This window comes from Bradyrhizobium vignae (genome assembly GCF_004114425.1).
GTDB classification, from domain to species: domain Bacteria; phylum Pseudomonadota; class Alphaproteobacteria; order Rhizobiales; family Xanthobacteraceae; genus Bradyrhizobium; species Bradyrhizobium vignae.
Window position 1 is genome coordinate 1 of the sequence record NZ_RDQF01000030.1, and the last position, 16,622, is coordinate 16,622.

General features: G+C 60.1%; 21 protein-coding genes and 2 pseudogenes. 12 read left to right on the forward strand and 11 right to left on the reverse strand.

Going from position 1 to position 16,622, the window contains the following annotated elements; genetic code table 11:
- Nucleotides 1–710: AI-2E family transporter (locus EAV90_RS23475; protein WP_129144810.1), on the reverse strand; the 710-nt coding region annotated here is incomplete at its 3' end.
- 265 nt (nt 711–975) lie between these two features.
- Between EAV90_RS23475 and EAV90_RS23480 the strand changes: the two genes are divergently transcribed.
- Both EAV90_RS23480 and EAV90_RS23485 read left to right on the forward strand, forming a co-directional pair.
- Nucleotides 976–1,272 (forward strand): hypothetical protein, encoded by a 297-nt coding sequence (locus tag EAV90_RS23480; protein WP_129144811.1) that lies wholly within the window; start codon nt 976–978, stop codon nt 1,270–1,272.
- 91 nt (nt 1,273–1,363) lie between these two features.
- Nucleotides 1,364–1,831 carry a hypothetical protein gene (locus EAV90_RS23485; RefSeq protein ID WP_129144812.1) on the forward strand — a complete coding sequence of 156 codons (468 nt, stop codon included), beginning with the start codon at nt 1,364–1,366 and terminating at the stop codon, nt 1,829–1,831.
- A gap of 236 nt (nt 1,832–2,067) precedes the next feature.
- Here the strand turns inward: EAV90_RS23485 and EAV90_RS23490 are convergent, their stop codons facing one another.
- Entirely contained in the window at nt 2,068–2,259 is a 192-nt protein-coding gene (locus EAV90_RS23490) for a hypothetical protein (protein ID WP_129144813.1), read from the reverse strand.
- Nucleotides 2,260–2,423: 164 nt separating this feature from the next.
- On the opposite strand from EAV90_RS23490, the gene EAV90_RS23495 reads away from it, so the two are divergent.
- From EAV90_RS23495 to EAV90_RS39635, 3 genes are all read left to right on the forward strand, one after another.
- Entirely contained in the window at nt 2,424–2,780 is a 357-nt protein-coding gene (locus EAV90_RS23495; RefSeq protein WP_129144860.1) for a PRC-barrel domain-containing protein, read from the forward strand.
- Nucleotides 2,781–2,808: 28 nt separating this feature from the next.
- Nucleotides 2,809–3,051, forward strand: coding sequence for a response regulator (locus EAV90_RS23500; RefSeq protein WP_283810502.1), 243 nt, complete (start codon nt 2,809–2,811; stop codon nt 3,049–3,051).
- 447 nt (nt 3,052–3,498) lie between these two features.
- Complete coding sequence (locus EAV90_RS39635; protein WP_164937073.1) at nt 3,499–3,660, forward strand: hypothetical protein; 162 nt, start codon at nt 3,499–3,501, stop codon at nt 3,658–3,660.
- Nucleotide 3,661: 1 nt separating this feature from the next.
- Here EAV90_RS39635 and EAV90_RS40745 read toward each other — a convergent pair whose 3' ends face one another.
- Both EAV90_RS40745 and EAV90_RS39640 read right to left on the reverse strand, forming a co-directional pair.
- Entirely contained in the window at nt 3,662–3,856 is a 195-nt protein-coding gene (locus tag EAV90_RS40745) for a hypothetical protein (protein WP_129144814.1), read from the reverse strand.
- 277 nt (nt 3,857–4,133) lie between these two features.
- Nucleotides 4,134–4,298: a hypothetical protein gene (locus EAV90_RS39640; RefSeq protein ID WP_164937074.1), complete on the reverse strand. Its 165-nt coding sequence runs from the start codon at nt 4,296–4,298 to the stop codon at nt 4,134–4,136.
- Between EAV90_RS39640 and EAV90_RS23515 the strand changes: the two genes are divergently transcribed.
- Nucleotides 4,297–4,464: a hypothetical protein gene (locus EAV90_RS23515; protein WP_164937075.1), complete on the forward strand. Its 168-nt coding sequence runs from the start codon at nt 4,297–4,299 to the stop codon at nt 4,462–4,464. The two genes, EAV90_RS39640 and EAV90_RS23515, sit on opposite strands and share 2 nt — an antisense overlap.
- A 461-nt stretch (nt 4,465–4,925) precedes the next feature.
- A complete protein-coding gene (locus tag EAV90_RS39645) occupies nt 4,926–5,093 on the forward strand; it encodes a hypothetical protein (protein ID WP_164937076.1) in 168 nt (55 codons plus the stop codon).
- A gap of 10 nt (nt 5,094–5,103) precedes the next feature.
- Here EAV90_RS39645 and EAV90_RS23520 read toward each other — a convergent pair whose 3' ends face one another.
- Together EAV90_RS23520 and EAV90_RS23525 are read right to left on the reverse strand one after the other, a co-directional pair.
- Nucleotides 5,104–5,352, reverse strand: a complete 249-nt coding sequence (locus tag EAV90_RS23520) for a hypothetical protein (RefSeq protein WP_129144816.1) — start codon at nt 5,350–5,352, stop codon at nt 5,104–5,106.
- Nucleotides 5,345–5,572, reverse strand: coding sequence for a hypothetical protein (locus EAV90_RS23525; protein ID WP_129144861.1), 228 nt, complete (start codon nt 5,570–5,572; stop codon nt 5,345–5,347). Before EAV90_RS23525 ends, EAV90_RS23520 begins: the two co-directional genes overlap by 8 nt.
- Before the next feature lie 90 nt (nt 5,573–5,662).
- Here EAV90_RS23525 and EAV90_RS23530 point away from each other — a divergent pair, with 90 nt between their 5' ends.
- From EAV90_RS23530 to EAV90_RS23560, 5 genes and pseudogenes are all read left to right on the forward strand, one after another.
- Nucleotides 5,663–5,878: a hypothetical protein gene (locus EAV90_RS23530; RefSeq protein WP_129144817.1), complete on the forward strand. Its 216-nt coding sequence runs from the start codon at nt 5,663–5,665 to the stop codon at nt 5,876–5,878.
- Between the two features lie 76 nt (nt 5,879–5,954).
- Complete coding sequence (ku, locus tag EAV90_RS23535; RefSeq protein WP_129144818.1) at nt 5,955–6,881, forward strand: non-homologous end joining protein Ku; 927 nt, start codon at nt 5,955–5,957, stop codon at nt 6,879–6,881.
- Nucleotides 6,882–7,781: 900 nt separating this feature from the next.
- On the forward strand, nt 7,782–8,168 hold the full coding sequence (locus EAV90_RS23545; RefSeq protein WP_208738534.1) for a RidA family protein: 387 nt from the start codon (nt 7,782–7,784) through the stop codon (nt 8,166–8,168).
- Nucleotides 8,169–8,333: 165 nt separating this feature from the next.
- Nucleotides 8,334–9,329: pseudogene (locus tag EAV90_RS23550) on the forward strand (IS110 family RNA-guided transposase); the annotation flags it as partial.
- A gap of 1,214 nt (nt 9,330–10,543) precedes the next feature.
- Nucleotides 10,544–11,467 carry an outer membrane protein gene (locus EAV90_RS23560; protein ID WP_129144821.1) on the forward strand — a complete coding sequence of 308 codons (924 nt, stop codon included), beginning with the start codon at nt 10,544–10,546 and terminating at the stop codon, nt 11,465–11,467.
- Nucleotides 11,468–11,579: 112 nt separating this feature from the next.
- Here the strand turns inward: EAV90_RS23560 and EAV90_RS40750 are convergent.
- The 5 genes and pseudogenes from EAV90_RS40750 to EAV90_RS23600 form a co-directional block, all read right to left on the reverse strand.
- A pseudogene (locus EAV90_RS40750) lies at nt 11,580–11,837 on the reverse strand (hypothetical protein); the annotation flags it as partial.
- Nucleotides 11,838–11,967: 130 nt separating this feature from the next.
- Nucleotides 11,968–12,237 carry a hypothetical protein gene (locus EAV90_RS23570; protein WP_129144863.1) on the reverse strand — a complete coding sequence of 90 codons (270 nt, stop codon included), beginning with the start codon at nt 12,235–12,237 and terminating at the stop codon, nt 11,968–11,970.
- Between the two features lie 285 nt (nt 12,238–12,522).
- On the reverse strand, nt 12,523–13,110 hold the full coding sequence (locus EAV90_RS23580; RefSeq protein ID WP_129144822.1) for a hypothetical protein: 588 nt from the start codon (nt 13,108–13,110) through the stop codon (nt 12,523–12,525).
- A 2,566-nt stretch (nt 13,111–15,676) separates the two neighbouring features.
- Nucleotides 15,677–15,865 (reverse strand): hypothetical protein, encoded by a 189-nt coding sequence (locus tag EAV90_RS23595; RefSeq protein ID WP_129144824.1) that lies wholly within the window; start codon nt 15,863–15,865, stop codon nt 15,677–15,679.
- Nucleotides 15,866–15,900: 35 nt separating this feature from the next.
- Entirely contained in the window at nt 15,901–16,452 is a 552-nt protein-coding gene (locus EAV90_RS23600) for a hypothetical protein (protein WP_208738536.1), read from the reverse strand.
- Nucleotides 16,453–16,622 lie beyond the last annotated feature (170 nt).

Consider the following 16,622-nt stretch of genomic DNA (forward strand, 5'->3'; position numbering starts at 1 on the left):
ACCCGGGAGGCGGCATCGTTGAGGGCCTGCGTGCTCTTCTGAAGATCACCGGCTCCTGCCAATTTAATGAATCGATCGCGCAGGTCTTCCCGCTCAAGCAGCACAAAGATCACGAAAATGACCACGAGCCCGGAAGTCGCGAGCGGTGCCAGCAACGGACCTATGACAGAGCGAATGAGCTCCAACGGTCTCGGCTGGGGCGGCTCCAGCCGCACCGTGACAGGTTCCCGAGTCCCGGTACCTGCGCCAAGCCCGGACGAGGCGGGCTCGGACTTTTTCTCCTCGCCCGAGATCTCTCTGCCAAGATCCTGCATCGTCGTGGTGACGGTGTCGACGACTCCACCGCCTGGGGCCGAGCTCTGCAACGAGTGGATCTTCTCGGTGATGGTGGTCTGATAATTTGGGAGGTTGGTCGCGAGCTGGACAAGTTGCCGTCCGACGACCAAGGCGATTCCCGCAACCACGATAAAAGCAAGGGAAACGGCGATTAGGACCGCTGCGATGCGAGGTACTTTCCAGCGTCTTAGCCAATTGACCAGGGGTGTGAGAACGAAGCTCAGCAGGATAGCAAGTGCAAAAGGAACGAAGATTTCCCGGCCGAGATAGAGCGCTCCAATGGCCAGGACGATGCCACCGGCAGTCAGCATGGGCGAAGACGCGACGCGCGAGGCCGGTGTGCCTTGCGGCGCCGCCGGAGCCAGCTCAGCCATAGGGGCGAGCCTTTCAATAGGGTTTCGGCCAATCAACCCCAGATCAGCGGGTTTGATCCATCCCGAACATTTCCAGGTTTCTGGGATCTGCCCGCCGACGCGCTCGGCTCGTAGTCCAGACGGTGGTTTGGCGCGTCGCGCTCGGCCTTCTCGGATCAGGGCGAGCGATGTCAGTCGGGCAGCTAGGAACGCACGACGCAACCGCACGTTCGGACTCCAGGTAGTCGCGATCCGCGATTCCGAAACTCACAGTGGAGGACTCAAAATGAGGTCCATTGCGAGCGCTCTCGTGTTCGCCTTGGCGATGTCGGCTTCGGCTGCATTTGCCCAGACGACCAAACCGGATGTCTCATCCGCGCCGAGCGCGCAGAACTCGGGCACTGGCATCGCCGGTCAGCCTGGCAACAAGAATGGCCCGGCGGCAAAACCGGGAGAGACCGTCGGCTCCAGCTCCACGCTCAACCAGCAGAATCCGACCGTCCAGCAGCAGGACACGTCCAACATCAAGGGGCTGCCCGGAAACAAGAGCGGTTCGCCGGCCAAGAAGCCGGATCAGCAGTGACGTTGTCGTTGGCGATCGATAGCCATGATGATCGAAGCCGAGACATGATCGAAGCCGAGACGGGTCTTCATGACTCCTGGGAGGAGACGCGATGCAATGGGTGGTGTCGGCGCTCGTTCTCGGACTTGCCGTCTCGAGCTCCATGGTCTCGGCTCAACGGGTGAGATGGACGACCTATTCCATCCCGCAGACGGGTACCTCGGTGGATTTCCCGGCCTCGATCTTTACCGAAGAAGCCGGCCGGCCGGATGGCTACGGACAGCGATTTCGGACGGCTGACGGCCGAGCCGACCTTACGATACAGGCCGCACCCAACCTCTCGAACGATTCACCCGCTGCATTTCTCGCAAAGAAGCATCCGCCCGCGCGCATTCAGTACAAGCGAACGACTCGTCGGTTCTTTGCGGTGTCCAGCTACAAGGGCGACAAGGTCTGGTACAACCGGTGCAACTTCTCGAGCGGATTGATTCACTGCGTCCTGATCAACTACCCGGCGAGCGAAGAGCGCGAGTGGGACGACATCGTAACGCGCATCAGTCTCTCGCTGAGGGGCAGATAATGCGGGTGTGGGGTGGGCCGGGCGGGCGCCTAGGCGCGTGACTTCGAGAACACGGAAGTCCGGAGAGGCCGCCGCCTTTGGCTATCCTCGCGAGCGGTAGTTCTGAATAGCGGGTCGTGAGACCTTTGGCTATCCGCGAGGGGCCGTAGTTCAACAGCGGGCGACGGTTCCTGCAGTTCAATGGGGTGGCAAGGTTATCGTTCCTCCGATTTGCCCGCGGCTCGCCGATCTGTGGTTCACGCGGTAGCCGCCGCTCGCCCGGCGTCGGTGATGCGATACTCGGTATCTCCGGATGGAAGCGGTTCGGTTTCCACGAGACGCAGCTCCACGAGTCGCGCCACGATTTCATGGTCGAACGTCGGCGGGCTAACCCAGGATTCGCCGAGGAGCTTCCTCAGAAAATCGCGCTCCAGATCGGTCAGCTCCATGCTCTAACTCCGCTCGCCGACTTCGTCCGGCACATTGCGGCGCGTCATCCGATCCGGCCGCTTAATCCCTGCCAAATCAACATTCCGCCGCGGATTGTGCCAGGAACGGAGGCATCGTCGCACTGTTGATTTCCGAGGACAACATCCAGGAGGTCAACACGGCCATGGAAGATCGCGAGACGTTCAATCTGATCGGCAGCGACAAGGTGGAGGGTACGAACGTGTACGGGGCCGACGGGGAAAAGGTCGGCTATATCGAGCGCGTCATGATCGACAAGATCAGCGGCAAGGTGTCGTATGCCGTGCTCAGCTTCGGCGGCCTGCTCGGCATCGGCGATGATCATTATCCGCTGCCCTGGCAGGCGCTGAAATACGACACGGATCTCGGTGGCTACGTCACCGGCATCACCCAGGACCAGCTCCGCGGCGCCCCAAGATACGCCGACGAGAGCAGTTGGAATTGGAGCGACCCCGCGACCACGCGCTCGGTGAATGCCTATTACGGCGTGCCGGTCGCTTGAGGCTTGAAAGTGGATAATACCGTGTGTTCTGGTCGTCGAGGATAAAGCGCTGATCTGCAGCTTCATCGAGGACGCCCTGCTCGACGGCGGTTTCGAGGCCTGCTCGGTCCATTCGGGAGAGGCAGCTATGTCTACGTTTCGCGACGGCCGCGAGGGGTGTAGGGCGCTGCTCACGGACGTCAACCTGGATGACGGCATCAGCGGATGGGAGCTGGCGCGTCAGATCAGGGAAATCACGCCTGACTTTCCCGTGGTCCGCTGTGGTGCCTAGCCGACGGCCGCGAGCCTGCAGCGGACGTCATCCGCACAGGCGGATGTCCGGTTCAGGTGTCCAAGGTGCCACGGTGACGGGGCTGGCCGGTTGCGGCGTCCGTTCGTGCCGCGCGACCTGCCCCGGGTCTCTTGATGCGGCCTGAGATGAAGATCCGCTCCCACTGCGAGAGTCACATCGTCGAACTCGAGGACGGCTCGCGCTGGCAGATCTTTCCGGGCGATCTCGACCTGACGCTCGACTGGAAGCCCGAGACCGAACTGACGGTGGTCGAAGCAGAGGACGAGGTTGCCACGCACGAACTGCTCGGTGGCAGCGGCAGGGTGCGGGTGAGGCCCGCGGGGAGAGCTGGCCAGCGAGGGACATCAAGGACGCTTGAAGGACGGCTGACGAACGCGGCTGCGGAGGAGGCCGCGACCCCCTTGCAGGATGCGGGCTGGAATTGCGATGGAAGACGAGAGGACCCGATTGCTCGCAGAAGCCCGGAGGTGTCGGCGCCTGGCTGCCTCGATCACCGATCCGGAGGTGATCCAGCGGCTCACGGCCCTGGCGGAAGACTACGAACGCCGCGCCAATGCTGCGCCGGACCCGAATGAGGGGAAGGACTGAGTCAGGCCTCTCCCGGGCCCGAGAAGAGTGCCGTCGGTGGCGTCGCGCGAGGTGCAGGCGCCCGTCCGTGCGTCGATCCGCTGCTCCTGAGATCGTACCGTTTTGCCAGGTCGAGCAGGCGCCGCTTGGTGAACGGATCCGCTTTCTCCGCCAGGTCCCGCGCCCGCTGCGCGAAGCCTCTGTAGAACTCTTCCACGACGCCACCCCCGCAACATCACTGAAAACCCGATTTCAGTGCGGAGCGCGCTTCGCGTCAAGTGGTCTGACGCATCCGGAGCGACGAGGGGCGACATGGGCGGCGACACTGGGCGAAGCGTCCGCCGGCAAACGTGCCGTTGCTTTCGGGGGCTCGGAGCGACCGAACTGATGACATTCCGAATTCTCGGGAACAAAGGTCTGTCGTGAGAGTCGTTCGGGTGTGCTGAACATCGCGCTTGTGCACTGCCATGCGTTATGTGGCCTATGCAGTCGATCTATGCGGCGTCGTCCATGCGGTCTATGAGCTGGAGTGCGGCGCCGATGACGACGCACGGTGTCGAGCCGCGAAACTCCTCGGAGCACATCCGCTCATAGAGGTCTGGAGCGGCGCTCGGTGCCTCGGTCGATTGACCGCCGATGCGCCCGGGGAAGAGGATCATGCGTCCGCGCCCGATCAACGGCGTAGCGCCTGACAAAACCGAGGACGACATGGCGCGCGAGCAGCTCGGCCCGCGGGGCGTTCCTGGGGCTCCCGATCCTGCCCGCATGGTACCGCAAGTCGAGAAGAACACGCCCAAGCACATTGACCCCGGTCATACCGCTTGATGCGGCCGTGGCCGCCTTCCGCGATAACTGCTCGGTCCTCGTCGAACCGCGTTGCGCCGCGCGCCTGGCGAATTGTCTTGAGCGAGCGCTCCGTCCGGAACTAAGCTCGGTGCGGCGGGGAAATCGGATGTCGGTATCGCAGCAGGTGCGGAAGTTGTGCCCGGTCTGCGGGATGGCGATGAAGGTTGTCCCGGACCGGACGGGGCGCGGCGGCGACCGATACGTCTGTCCCGCTTGCGACGACGATCCGCTGCACGATCCCGCCGCCCGGAAGTGGGTGGACAGTCCGTTGCATCCGCCGGCGAAGTAGCGCCCGAAGAGCGCCAGTCTCCCGTCCAACGTCCATGCCTGAGGGCGCGTGCAAGCCGCCGTGGGCCCTCCGTTGCCGGGACAGGGCTGGCGAGATCGACGCCAGCCCACCAAATCCTCGACAGGTGCTGCTGGGAACGTGGGGAGGTGCGATGTCGACCGTCGCGAAGTTGCTGGCGCGGAAGGAACGGCTCTTGGCGCAGCTCGAGAGCGATCCTGGGCCGAACGAGCGCGAGGAGATCGAAAGATTGCTGGCGCAGATCGAGACCGCGCTGAGCTTGCTCGCGCCGGAAGACGGCGCGGGCCCGAGCGACGCGTGATCCTCGTCGGTCACAGCGCGCTGAGATCGTCGGGCACCTCGCCGAACTTCCGGATGACCTTGGCGTCGCCGAAGTCTCCGCTCGACGGGTATCCGGTCCGCGAAAACGCGACGACACCCACGTGGCCTGGCTTTCTGGACAGCGCCTCGGCCCGCATCACCGCGGCGTTGGCGCTCAGGCACTCCGTCGCCTCGCCAGCGGCCATGCCGTCGTCGGAGAAAACGAACGGTAGAGCGAAGTTGTAAGTCACATCAGCCATCTGCCCCATCCTTGCGTTCTCGCGCTCCTGGGAGCCGTCCACGGGCGTAGCCGGTCGACACCTTCGACCGAAGCTCGTCGAGCTGGGCCTCGAAGTCGTTCGCCACGATCAGGGCCTTGACTGCTTCCCTGGCGTCGCCCCCGCAGGCCGCGATGGCCTGGTCGGCGGCGAACTCCAGGTCGCCTTCGGCGGGCGCGATAGGTTCGGTAGCGGCGGACATCATTCATGTTCCCTGTGTTCCATGTTTAAGTCAATTAGGTCGCCTCGGCTTTAATGTCGGACCGGCTCGCCCTGGGTGTAGGCTGCGCCGATGGACCAGATGATGGCGCGCCGACACCTTGTGGAAGCGGAGCGCCACGTTGCGCTGAGCGAGGGGCACGTCGCCGGGCAGCTCGCAATCGTGGAAGGGCTGGAACGGGCCGGACATCCGGCCCGGCTGGCCAATAATGTGCTCGACACGTTCCGGATGCTGTTGGCCACGCACATCGACCACCGCGACCTGATCCGCCGTGAAATTGAACGCTAGAAAGGCGCGGGATGTCGGAACCATGGTCTCCCGTTCATCTTGAATCCAGGCCGTCTCGAACCGGAGTTCTGCGTACATGGCCCCCCGAGCCAACTGGAAAGGGTTTCTGAGACTCTCGCTCGTCACGTCCCCAGTGGCGCTCTACCCGGCGACGTCGGAGAGCGAGAAGATCTCATTCAACCAGCTCAACCGGGCCACGGGGCACCGCATCAAGTACCTGAAGGTCGACGCGGACACCGGGGACGAGGTACCCAACGAGGATATCGTCAAGGGTTACGAGCTCGAGAAGGGTCAGTATATCGAGGTGACCAAGGACGAGCTTGAGGAGATTGCGCTCGAATCCACGCGCACTATCGAGATCGATGAGTTCGTCGACAAAGCGGATATTGATCCCCGCTACCTGATCCGGCCGTACTACGTGAGGCCGGACGGGAAGGTGGGCCATGATGCGTTTGCTGTGATCCGGGAGACAATCCGGGAAATGAATAAGGTTGCGATTGGACGCGTGGTGCTCACCAACCGCGAACACATCATTGCGCTTGAGCCGCTAGACAAGGGGCTCGTGGGCACGCTGTTGCGATATCCCTACGAGGTCCGCAGCGAGCAGGAGTATTTCGATGAGATCCAAGACGTGAAGGTCACCAAGGACATGCTCGACCTCGCCCGGCACATCGTCAATCAAAAGGCCGGAGCGTTCGAGCCCGAGCAGTTCGAGGATCACTACGAAGCTGCATTGATCGACCTCATCAACAAGAAACGAGCCGGGAAGCCGATCACGCCGAAGGAGCGTCCAGCAGCGACCAACGTCGTCGACTTGATGGAGGCGCTGCGGCGATCGGTCGGCAAGGAGGCCGCGCCGGCGAAGGCGGCTAAGCCTGCCAAGAAGCCGCGAAAGGCGGCGGCCGACCAAAAGGAGATGCTGATGCCGATCGCCGGAAGGAGGCCGGCGAAAGAGACGGTCAACAAGAAACCGACGGCAGGAACGCGCCGGAAGTCGGCGTAGTTTGAAGCTTTGAGAGGGTAGGAACCAGGAGGAAGGAGGCCGGTTGCTCTGTCATTAACCAGAGGAGAACGTCCATGGACATGAGGGAAGCCTCGGCAATGACGGAAGCCTCGGGACTTATCAACGAGCAGGGCGGTATCGAGCAGACTTCAGCCCAGAGGTCGGACTCCCGGCCGGAAACGAGAGGAAGCGCTCAATCGCCGCATTCACCTTCCTTGGATTCCGCCATGCGCTGGGCGGACCAGCTGCGCGAGGTGACCACCAAGGCGCCGCTGCGATCGCTCTTTGTTGCCTTTCTACTCGGAGCCTGGCTCGCACGCCGGCGATAGGACGCGAGCTTGTGCGCGCTTTGGCGAGGAAGCTTCAGACATTTCAGAACTTGCTGGGCGCTGGAAGGAGAGAGAAATGAAGCTTCAAACGATCGCGGTCATCATCCTGCCGAGCGCCATTTCGCCTCCTATGGCGCAAAGCTCCGGAGGTAGCTCCGGCGGTTCGTCATCCGCTGGCGGCACGAGTGCCACTGGTTCGAGCGGCGCAGGTGGCTCGACACTCTCGAATGGGACCACGCTCAGCGGGACAGGAGGCTCGCCTGGCCCCAACACGTCCAATTCCAAAAACCACGGAACCACGGGTGCGCGCTACCGCTCCTGATCAGGGCGGAGGATCTCGACCGACGTACAATACGCCAGCGGCAAATGCGGCCGCCAGCAGCTTAGAAACATCAACATGGGCATCCTGAAGAAGTAACGACGATCGAGGCACGGCTGGGGTTGGGCAGGCGTATGTCTGCTTGGGCCCATCGCCGAGACTGCTTCGGCTAGGATGGGCCATCGTTCGTGACCAGACTGCGACATCGATGAGAACGCCTACTGTATGCTCTTCAGTCTAATGGAGGCCGGCTTGGTAAGAAAACACATTTCGTCGGGATCGTATCTTGAGCCTGAGATCGGCTTCAGCCGCGCGGTACGAGTCGGTCAATTCGTCGCCGTTTCTGGGACTGCGCCGATCTTAGCGACGGGTGGCACTGCGGCACTAGGCGATGTTCATGCGCAAACGTTCCGCTGTCTTGAAATCATTGACAAGGCTGTCACTGAAGCGGGCGCGACAATGGCGAACATCATTCGGACGCGGATCATGCTAACAAATATCGGCCGTTGGCGCGATGCTGCTCGCGCGCATGGTGAGTTCTTTCGTGACATTCGACCAGCATGCACGTTTGTTCAGGTGTCTGGCTTCATTGATCCCGATTGGCTCGTCGAGGTCGAGGCGGATTGCGTGGTGGAATAGGCAAGGGCTGGCGTAGCTTGGGAAATTCGCTCTTGGTCCAGATCGGCCAATTGAGGAGCTGGGCTCGACTTCTGCTCGTGATGCTGTGGACGGCTCCTCCACCGGCACGAGAGTGCCAAGGAGTGGGTGCCGTTTTGAGGCTCCCACGATTCGGAGGAGCAGCCTATGCAGTCAATTTCGACGATTGGCCTTGATATTGCGAAGTCGGTCTTCCAAGTGCACGGCGTTGATGCAGCCGGCCAGGTGGTCGTACGCCGTCAGTTGAGGCGCCGCCACGTCTTGGCGTTTTCCAGAATTTGCCGCCATGCCTGGTGGGGATCGAAGCCTGCGCATCATCGCACCATTGGTCCCGTGAACTGCAGGCGTTGGGGCATACGGTGCGATTGATGCCTCCGGCCTATGTGAAGCCCTACGTCAACCGGCAGAAGAACGACGCTACGGACGCGGAGGCGATCTGTGAAGCGGTGACGAGGCCCAACATGCGGTTCGTGCCAACCAAGACAGTCGAGCAACAGAGCTGTCTGATGCTTCACCGAGCGCGCCACCTCTTCATCCGCCAGCAGACCGCGATCATCAACTCGATCCGCGCCTATCTTGCCGAGTTTCGGGATTGTCGCACCTGTTGGGCGGCGAGGCGTCGAGCAACTGCTGGAAGTCGTCGCCGATAAAGCCGAAGACCGAGTCCCGGAGGTCGCCCGGATGTGCCTTGCTGCTCTTGGCGGTCAATTGCGCGCGCTGAAGGCCCAGATCCTGGAGTTCGACCGCCGCATCATCGCCTGGCATCGATCAAACACGACGAGCAAGCGGCTGGACGCGATCCCTGGCGTCGGCCCGGCGCTGGCAACAGCGTTGGTCGCAAGCGTTGCCGATGCCAACGCATTCCGATCGGGACGGGACTTCTCGGCCTGGGTTGGTCTCGTGCCAAAGCAGAGCTCGAGCGGGGGCAAAGACAAGCTTGGCAGCATCAGCAAGCAGGGCGATCGCTATTTGCGTAGCCTGTTCACGGCTGGCGCGCTCGCTGTGATCCGCTACGCCAAGATCCATGGCACCGATCATCGGCCATGGCTCACGCGCTTGTTGGCCCGGCGGCCCACCAAGATCGCGGCCATCGCGCTTGCCAACAAGCTCGCCAGGATGGCCTGGGCGATGAGATGGCGAGGAACGAACGCTACCAGGAGCCGGCCGCGCTGGCGGCCTAAACGAGATCGCGTCGAGCATATCCGGCGTGACGTAACGGTTGGGAAGGAAGAACAGCACGTAATGCAGTGCCGGTCGATCCGGCGATCAGGACAACCCACATGGGCCATGGCATCTCGAATGCGTGCTTTCGACCGGGACCTGATCCGCGGAGGGCATTATGGCCAGCGGTCACGTGTACCGCGCGAAAAGGCCGAACACATGGCTGCTCCGACCAATCCTGCAGCGTGAAGATTCTTCTTGCCATTCGCTCGGGCGTCTTGATGTCGGCAATGAGGGGTAAGCCGGACGCGGGCCTGATCGCGCAGAACCAACGCGATTGATCCGCACCGGACCTCGTCAAGATTTCAATGCCCGCGGCGGCGGGTCTCCGATACGACACAGGATATAGTTACATTTCTTGTTTGAACTGCTTAACTCTCTAATCAACTAAAAAAACATTTCGAAAAAATCATAGGAGCCGCAATGTCCTCTCCAGAAGAAGATGATCGGCGCGAGTTTTTAAGATCCTGCGGCAGGTTCGCCTGCGTAACACCTCCGAAGATCACAGCCTTGCTTTCGACCTCACTTACTAGCAGCGCAATTACCACCTCCGAAGGCCGGGGTCGTGTATGCCTAATAACCGGCGAACTTGCTTCGGCAGGACGATCGGATCAATGCATTGCTGAAGCAAAGCGATACCGCGACAAGGCTGCCGAGGCAGAACAACTGGCTGAACTCGCGGTAACGGCGGCCCGTCGCCGAACACTGACCATCATCGCTCGCACTTATCTCCGGACGGCGGCGCAGCTGGAGAGCGTGGCGGAAGCGGAGCGATTCCTGACAGCTTCGTGCTCGCGATAGCCTCGGATGGCACTTCTTGGCGCTGCCATATTGTTTGGCGAAAGGACGGTCAGATCGGCGTAGCTTTCGACGAGTAACGTCGCATCAGCTAGAGACCCTTATCCTTTCGAATGTCGCCTTGTGGCCCGAAAATGCAGGTCAAGGCAGCATCTCTGGTGTCGGCTCATCGTGGTAAATCGGAAGGAAGCTGCCGTGCCGAAAGCGGCGCTCATGACCCTGAGCGGACGTTGCTACGGGGCAACACCGGCCGGAAATCTGGGAGTGCGCCGGCTCTTGGAAAGATTCCGAATTGCAATCGCCGCGAATGGCAATGAGAATCTCTTGGGGGTGGTCAGATGAGTAACCGACTTATTTCCATTATTATTTGCGGGAGCGTTTTAATCGTAGCAAAAAGCGCCCCTGTCTTTGCCGCTGATATGGCCGTCAAAGCTCTTCCGTCAGCGCCGCCGCCTGCTAAGTGGGATTGGTCCGGGTTCTATATCGGTGTGGGCGGCAGCTATAACTGGACCCGTTTCGACCAATCGCTGCAGGGTATATCCGGCCTCATCAGTGTATTTGATGCGGGGGTGCTAACCGCCCAAGGGCAAGAGGGTGGCCCCTTTTTCGACTACAATCGAAACAAATCCGGTTTCGCCCCCGATGTTCAGTTCGGCTATATGCATCCGTTTGCCGGGGGCGACTGGCTAGCTGGGCTCAAGTTCAATTATAAATACGCAAACGTCGACTCGAAGCAGAACGTGAGCATTCCGCAAAATGGGACCGGCACCGTGGTAAGCGGACCGAACGCCGGAACCTCTGGACCTATCACTGGGTTCTTGGCGATCAGCCCAGCCGAAATCAATCTCAAGCATCAGTTTTCGCTTATCGGCACCATCGGCCGGGCATTCGGCAATTTTACGCTATACGCCGGTGGCGGTCCGGCCCTGTTCGGCGTGGAATCCAATTTTATCAATGGGATTCCCTTTGCCACCCAGTCGTTGAGAGGAACGTTCCCCACCAGCCTGCCGATCACCGTATTTAATCAGAATTGGGTGTGGGGCGGCGCGGCGCAAATTGGTACTACCTATTCCTTTGCCGGCGGCTGGTTCTTAGATTTTGCCTACACCTATGCGCGTTCCACGAGCTTCACCATCTCCGACACGGTCGCTGTGTTCAACCAGAATGGGACGTTGTCGACCTCTGGGTCTGCTGTCTTGAACGCCCAAGAGCGGGTCACCAATCAATCCGTGACGCTAACGCTCAATTATCAATTCCACTGATCTGATAACGGCGACCTCAGCTTGGCCCAAAAGCGACTTGCGTACTTGCGGTCTTCGCGTCGGCTCTTGAAAGCAAAGCGGAAGTGCGTCTAGCCAGCCGCGTCAGATCTGCCGGCTGACATTCGGGGCAGGTATCACCGATCTCGTCCAGGATCTCGGCTACCGCCATGGCAGCCGCCTCCGGCGAAACCCCGGCTGGAGGATCTTGCCGAGCGATCTCGAAGGCGCGCTGACGAGCATGTGGATCAGTGCGGTCCCGCATCCATCCGTGCTCTTCGCATTCGTGGATGGCACCGGCCTCCAACAACACAGATCGGGCCCAGCCCTCGACCGTGCGGTAGGCAGGGCGTCGCTCCCGGAACACCAACATCGCGAACTCCACGGTCTCGGAGAAGGAATCACGGTCCAAGGCCGTCGTTCCGGCGCTTAGCACAGAGCAGGGATTAGCAAATGTAGAGGGCAGACCTTGTCCACCGATTCCGGGACAGGTCTGTGGACAGCTATCGTTCGGATTTCAAGAGGTGCCACGGAAGCACGAGCACTACATTAATCTCGCGATCGAGGATCTTCGAGGCGATGATCGAAATGTGCAACGCGAACTCGTCCTCCATCTCAGCTGCGGCATCCTCGTCTCGTGCATAGACGTAGAGGATATCGACGTCCACTTGGTCGAACCGGACAGCTCGGAAGAGCCGATCGAAACGGTCTGCGCCCACGATAAGGGCCATACGAGCAGCTATCGCCTGATCTTGGACGTCAGTGACCATCATAGCGGACGCGCCTCGTAGTGACTCGAAGTCATTTTGCGCGGAGCGCAAGCGGCGAAACTCAGAAGAGCAATCGTCTGACCCGCTGCTCGAGCTCAGGCATCGGGTGTATCGCCTTAGATAACTTTCGATGTCACTCAACGCTGAATTGTACGAGGAAATCGCGCTACTTCAGTCAGCGTTGGCTGGCTTAGCAGACGCGCAAATCACGAGCCCTGCTGCGACGATGATCGAGAGAGCTTGCAGCCGCCGCTCAGAATGCGCGTTTCGCCGGAAGACGTTCATACGCTAAACTCCCGGCGGCCCCTGAGCGACGTCAATGACATGGCGGTCAGGCCCAACGGTGATCACTATTGTGTAGCTCTTTTGAGCTCCGCCCTGATCGGTCGGCGGCGCCAGGTGCAGTTGGCCTCCGTACCATTCGCCGGGCAGAAGTGTATTGTCCTTGATCACCGCTTGCTCGAGCACAGCCATATTGCGCTGGCCCGTTTCTATTGTGGCGGAGATCATCGCTTCGTTCTGCGCAGCAGCGTTGCCCTGAGCGATTGCCGCCGCGGTCGGGCTGTAGAACGTGCCCGTTCGTCCGCTCGGCGTGGTGTAGCTGCCGTATCCGGCGCGGGAGGCGCTGTATGCGTTCGCGCCGGCCGCCACTCCCGTGAGGAGAGCAGCCGCAACCTGCCGGTTCTTTTCCTCCTGCACCAGCATCTCGTAGGTGACGATCTTCATTTCGAAGTCCGAGCCGGCGGCGTGCTGGATTGCCTCCACTTGCCCGACCCGAAACTCGACAGGCTGCCGGCTCATGTTGTTGATGCCCACCACGAATACGGGCCGGCCGTTCGCTTGTAGCTGCCGCGCTGCCGGCCGAACGAGGACCAAGGAGCTCTTCTGTCGAGAGACGAGGGCGGGCTGTCCGTCCCTCATGAGCGCTTGTTGCTGTGGATTGGACGCTTTGAATGAAACCGTCTCGCCTGCCGTCATGCAGCCGGCTAGGGCGGCGCAGGCCGCTACAATCACCAAAGTGCGCATGTTGAAATGCCCCATCGAAAGGAGCTATGCAAGCGCAACTTGCGCGCGAGAGCAAGAGCAGTTGGAGCGCGTTCCGCCGCACCCCACCATCAAAAGGACTAAGAGTCACCGGTCTTTGCGAGTGGGCTCGGCTGCGGCAGCTTCCAACCAAAGGTCGCCATGAGCTGACGCGAGTGGCCTTGCACGGGCCCCTTGATTTCCGAAGCCAGCTGGATGAGCTTGCTGTGGGGAGGGCCTCATGAAGAAGGGCTTTATCGTCGTTTTGGCGGCGGTTGCAGTGGGAGGCTAGCGGTTGGGTACACGAAAGTTCAAAGGCGGGTGATCACCAAAGGATGCGAAATAGGTTTCAAAAAGGAGCCCCTCTGCTTGTATGGGACGGCGCGAGTAGCACCACGTCAGTGCGAGCCGGTGCATTGGAAATAAATTAGGAAGCATTGCGTGGCGCCGGAGTCGTAGCCCAGCTCAATGTTGTCCTCGCCTCTTCGGAAGTAGCGAGTTCACCAGCGCATGCACTCTGCTGCCAATAGCAAACGTCCTTCCCTCGGCGCCAATGTAGAGGGTGCCGCTAAGATCTTTGCCGCACAAGCGGTCCAACGGGGAAGGCTCACCATTATCGCCGAGAGCTACGAGACAGTACACGCCGGGTAAGTTCTGGCAGAGCCGTTTAGCATTAAGCGAATGATGCCTTTTCCATCGGCCTGGAATGTGCTCGTTCCAATGCACTTGCATTCCGGATCGGTGACAGACGAGAAGCCCGGCGATCTCATACCATGCGTCATCAGCATCAATCACGCTCATTCGGCTCTGCGCTCCGTCCCCGACCGACCAGACCGCGGATGTTGGCGGACGATGGGCCGGGTTATTTTTTCAGAATGAGGCCCATTTCCCCCGCCTTATGTATCCGGCGTGCCGGCCGAGCGCTGCCGCAATCTCCGAGACCACACGGCGACGTGCCAGCCATCCCAGCCGCTTCCGCTCAGCCTTAGTCCATTCCTTTGGCTTCCGCGATCTCATTTCGAAATAATTGAATGAGCTCGCTACGCGCGATACTGGAAATTTACGGTGTCGGCGAGCGACTAAAGGGTGCCGAGCGCCTGTCTAGACGGAAATTAGTGCGGGCGAGCGTCAATGGGGTCTCTGGTTGTTCTCAGCCTAGCCTTGCCGCAACACAGCCGACCACCGCGCTATGTGTTCCATGCGGCTCGAATAATTAACCGGCTAATGGGTGCGTCGCTCGGGTTTCTCGCTCGTCATCTTCCTACACGGCCCCAAACCGATTTCGGGACATTCCGCGACCAGAGGGGGACGCAAGGAAGCGCCTGCAGACTCAGGCCCTCGCGTCCAAGTCACTTCTTCTCTGGGAATTCCCTTGTGTAGGTCGCTGAGCCGAGATTCGAATTGCCAGCCCCAAATGCAGTGACGGTAACTTGATAAGAATGGCTGCCACTTGGCGGGCTTGGCGGCGAGTAGTTGTTCAGTGCTCCACAAGCTATCGTAGACTGCCCTTTGTACGGTACCGTTCCCCCACCGTGATTGTAGCTGGGGACCTGAAGATCAATCATGTGAAACTGCAGGGTTGTCGTCCCCTTTGGCACACCGCTCAATGCAAACACTGGAGAACTGAGGCCGCACCATCGAAAGCTCATCGAGAATGCCGATGCATTCGCAGTGCTCAAAATGAAGATGGCGGTCGCATAAACACTCAGCCGAACACGCATCATGTCTCCTCCAGAGTTCGCGATCATCAAAGTAGATTCGGTTCGACGCTGCAACTGAGCTAAACGGAGGAGCGAGCGCAAGGCAAGTCCCCTGGTAAACCGCTTCGGTTAATGGAGAACCCTCGCGGCCTCAGCGAGCCGGACCCTCTTTCTCAGCTGCTCGAGCTCTTGAAGCATTTTCACAAGATCGGGCGGGGAATGGGCCCGCTCCGAATTTCGGGTCGCTTGTGCCATCGCTCTACGCCTCCATGCCTCGCTGACGACGAGCCACATCAAGGCGCACACGGGCAAATTTTCCCCTGCCCAGAGAATTGCATTTTTAGCAAATGAGCTGGGGTATGTCCGTGGTCTGAAACCCGGACCGAGATATTACCGCACTACGGCTGTCACGGTGGCGGGACCCAGACTCTCGCTGCTCTTGCGGTAGAGGAAGGCCTCCCCACCAACCGGCCAAGCTGACGCACCGCCCGGGACAGATACCGCCTCGGGGGCTCAAAAAAGCCGACGCAGCCGCCTATTGCGGCTGTTCCGAGGATGCGTTCGACACATGGGTCAAGAAAGGCTTGGTGCCGGGGGCGATCCCCGGCACTCAGCGTTGGGATCGCAAGGCGATTGATTGGTATCTCGACCGGGCGTCTGGTCTTGCTACCGAGAGCGCGTCAAGCGATCCGCTGGCAGACTGGCAGGCTTCACGCGGCTTAAGCAGAGCTGCGAGGAGGCTTTAGCGCCTCCACTCCGCGCGCAATCCGGCCAAGCAAGCCGATGACGAGAATCATGAACGCACCGACAATCACGACGCCTACAGCCTGGCCGTAACCAGCCAGCGTCGCGACTAAACCCACAGCTCCCCAAAAGACGAGCAGAATCCCAAAAGCGAATTTCTTCACAGGCTATCTACGCTACCTCTGTTACAATCAAGTCGCTATCTTGCATCTTGAAGGCCTTTCAGGCGACGTGCGATTCCGTCTTTAAGCTCTCGCATATTCCGGAAGTGAATTACCGGATAGTCTTTGACGTCAAAATGAAGTTTCGTTCCGGCGCGAGCAATGTAGATCGGCGTTTTCCCGATGCCATGTGCAAATCCAGCTTCCCAAAAGACATTTGGTCTTTCGAGCGTCAGGTCGACGAAGACATACTCCGCCTTACGAATAGACTCCAGTATGCGGTCGGTGATGCGGTCATTAGATTCGACGTCGTCAACCCGTTCCGCGGCGATGCCGAAATCTTTCGAAGCCTCTTTAATCGCTTCTAGAACGTCAACGAGCTGATGGTCGTTCTCGTCGATTGCCATCGCGACAAACGCATAACCCTTCTGAATTTCGGCGACCACCTGTGCTACTTCTCTGGCCTTTTTGGGAGAAGGACTGAGCAGTTCGGCAATGGTAAGATCAATCATGTCGCCAATAATTGGAACCAAGCTCAATAGATACGGTCGGTCGTACATCAAGTCGAAAGGGTTTGCATTGCGCATCATCAATCCCCCCACGGCAGGGGGCGGACTGATCGTTATCAATTTGAGGCAACCAGCCTCTGTAACCTCTCGCTCGACCGCTGGTCTATTCAAGTTCAGCCATTCGCGCGTTTCGTCATTGGGCTTGTCATGCCAAGCTCGAAGCCTGGCTTTAAACGTTCTTGCCTACCTCA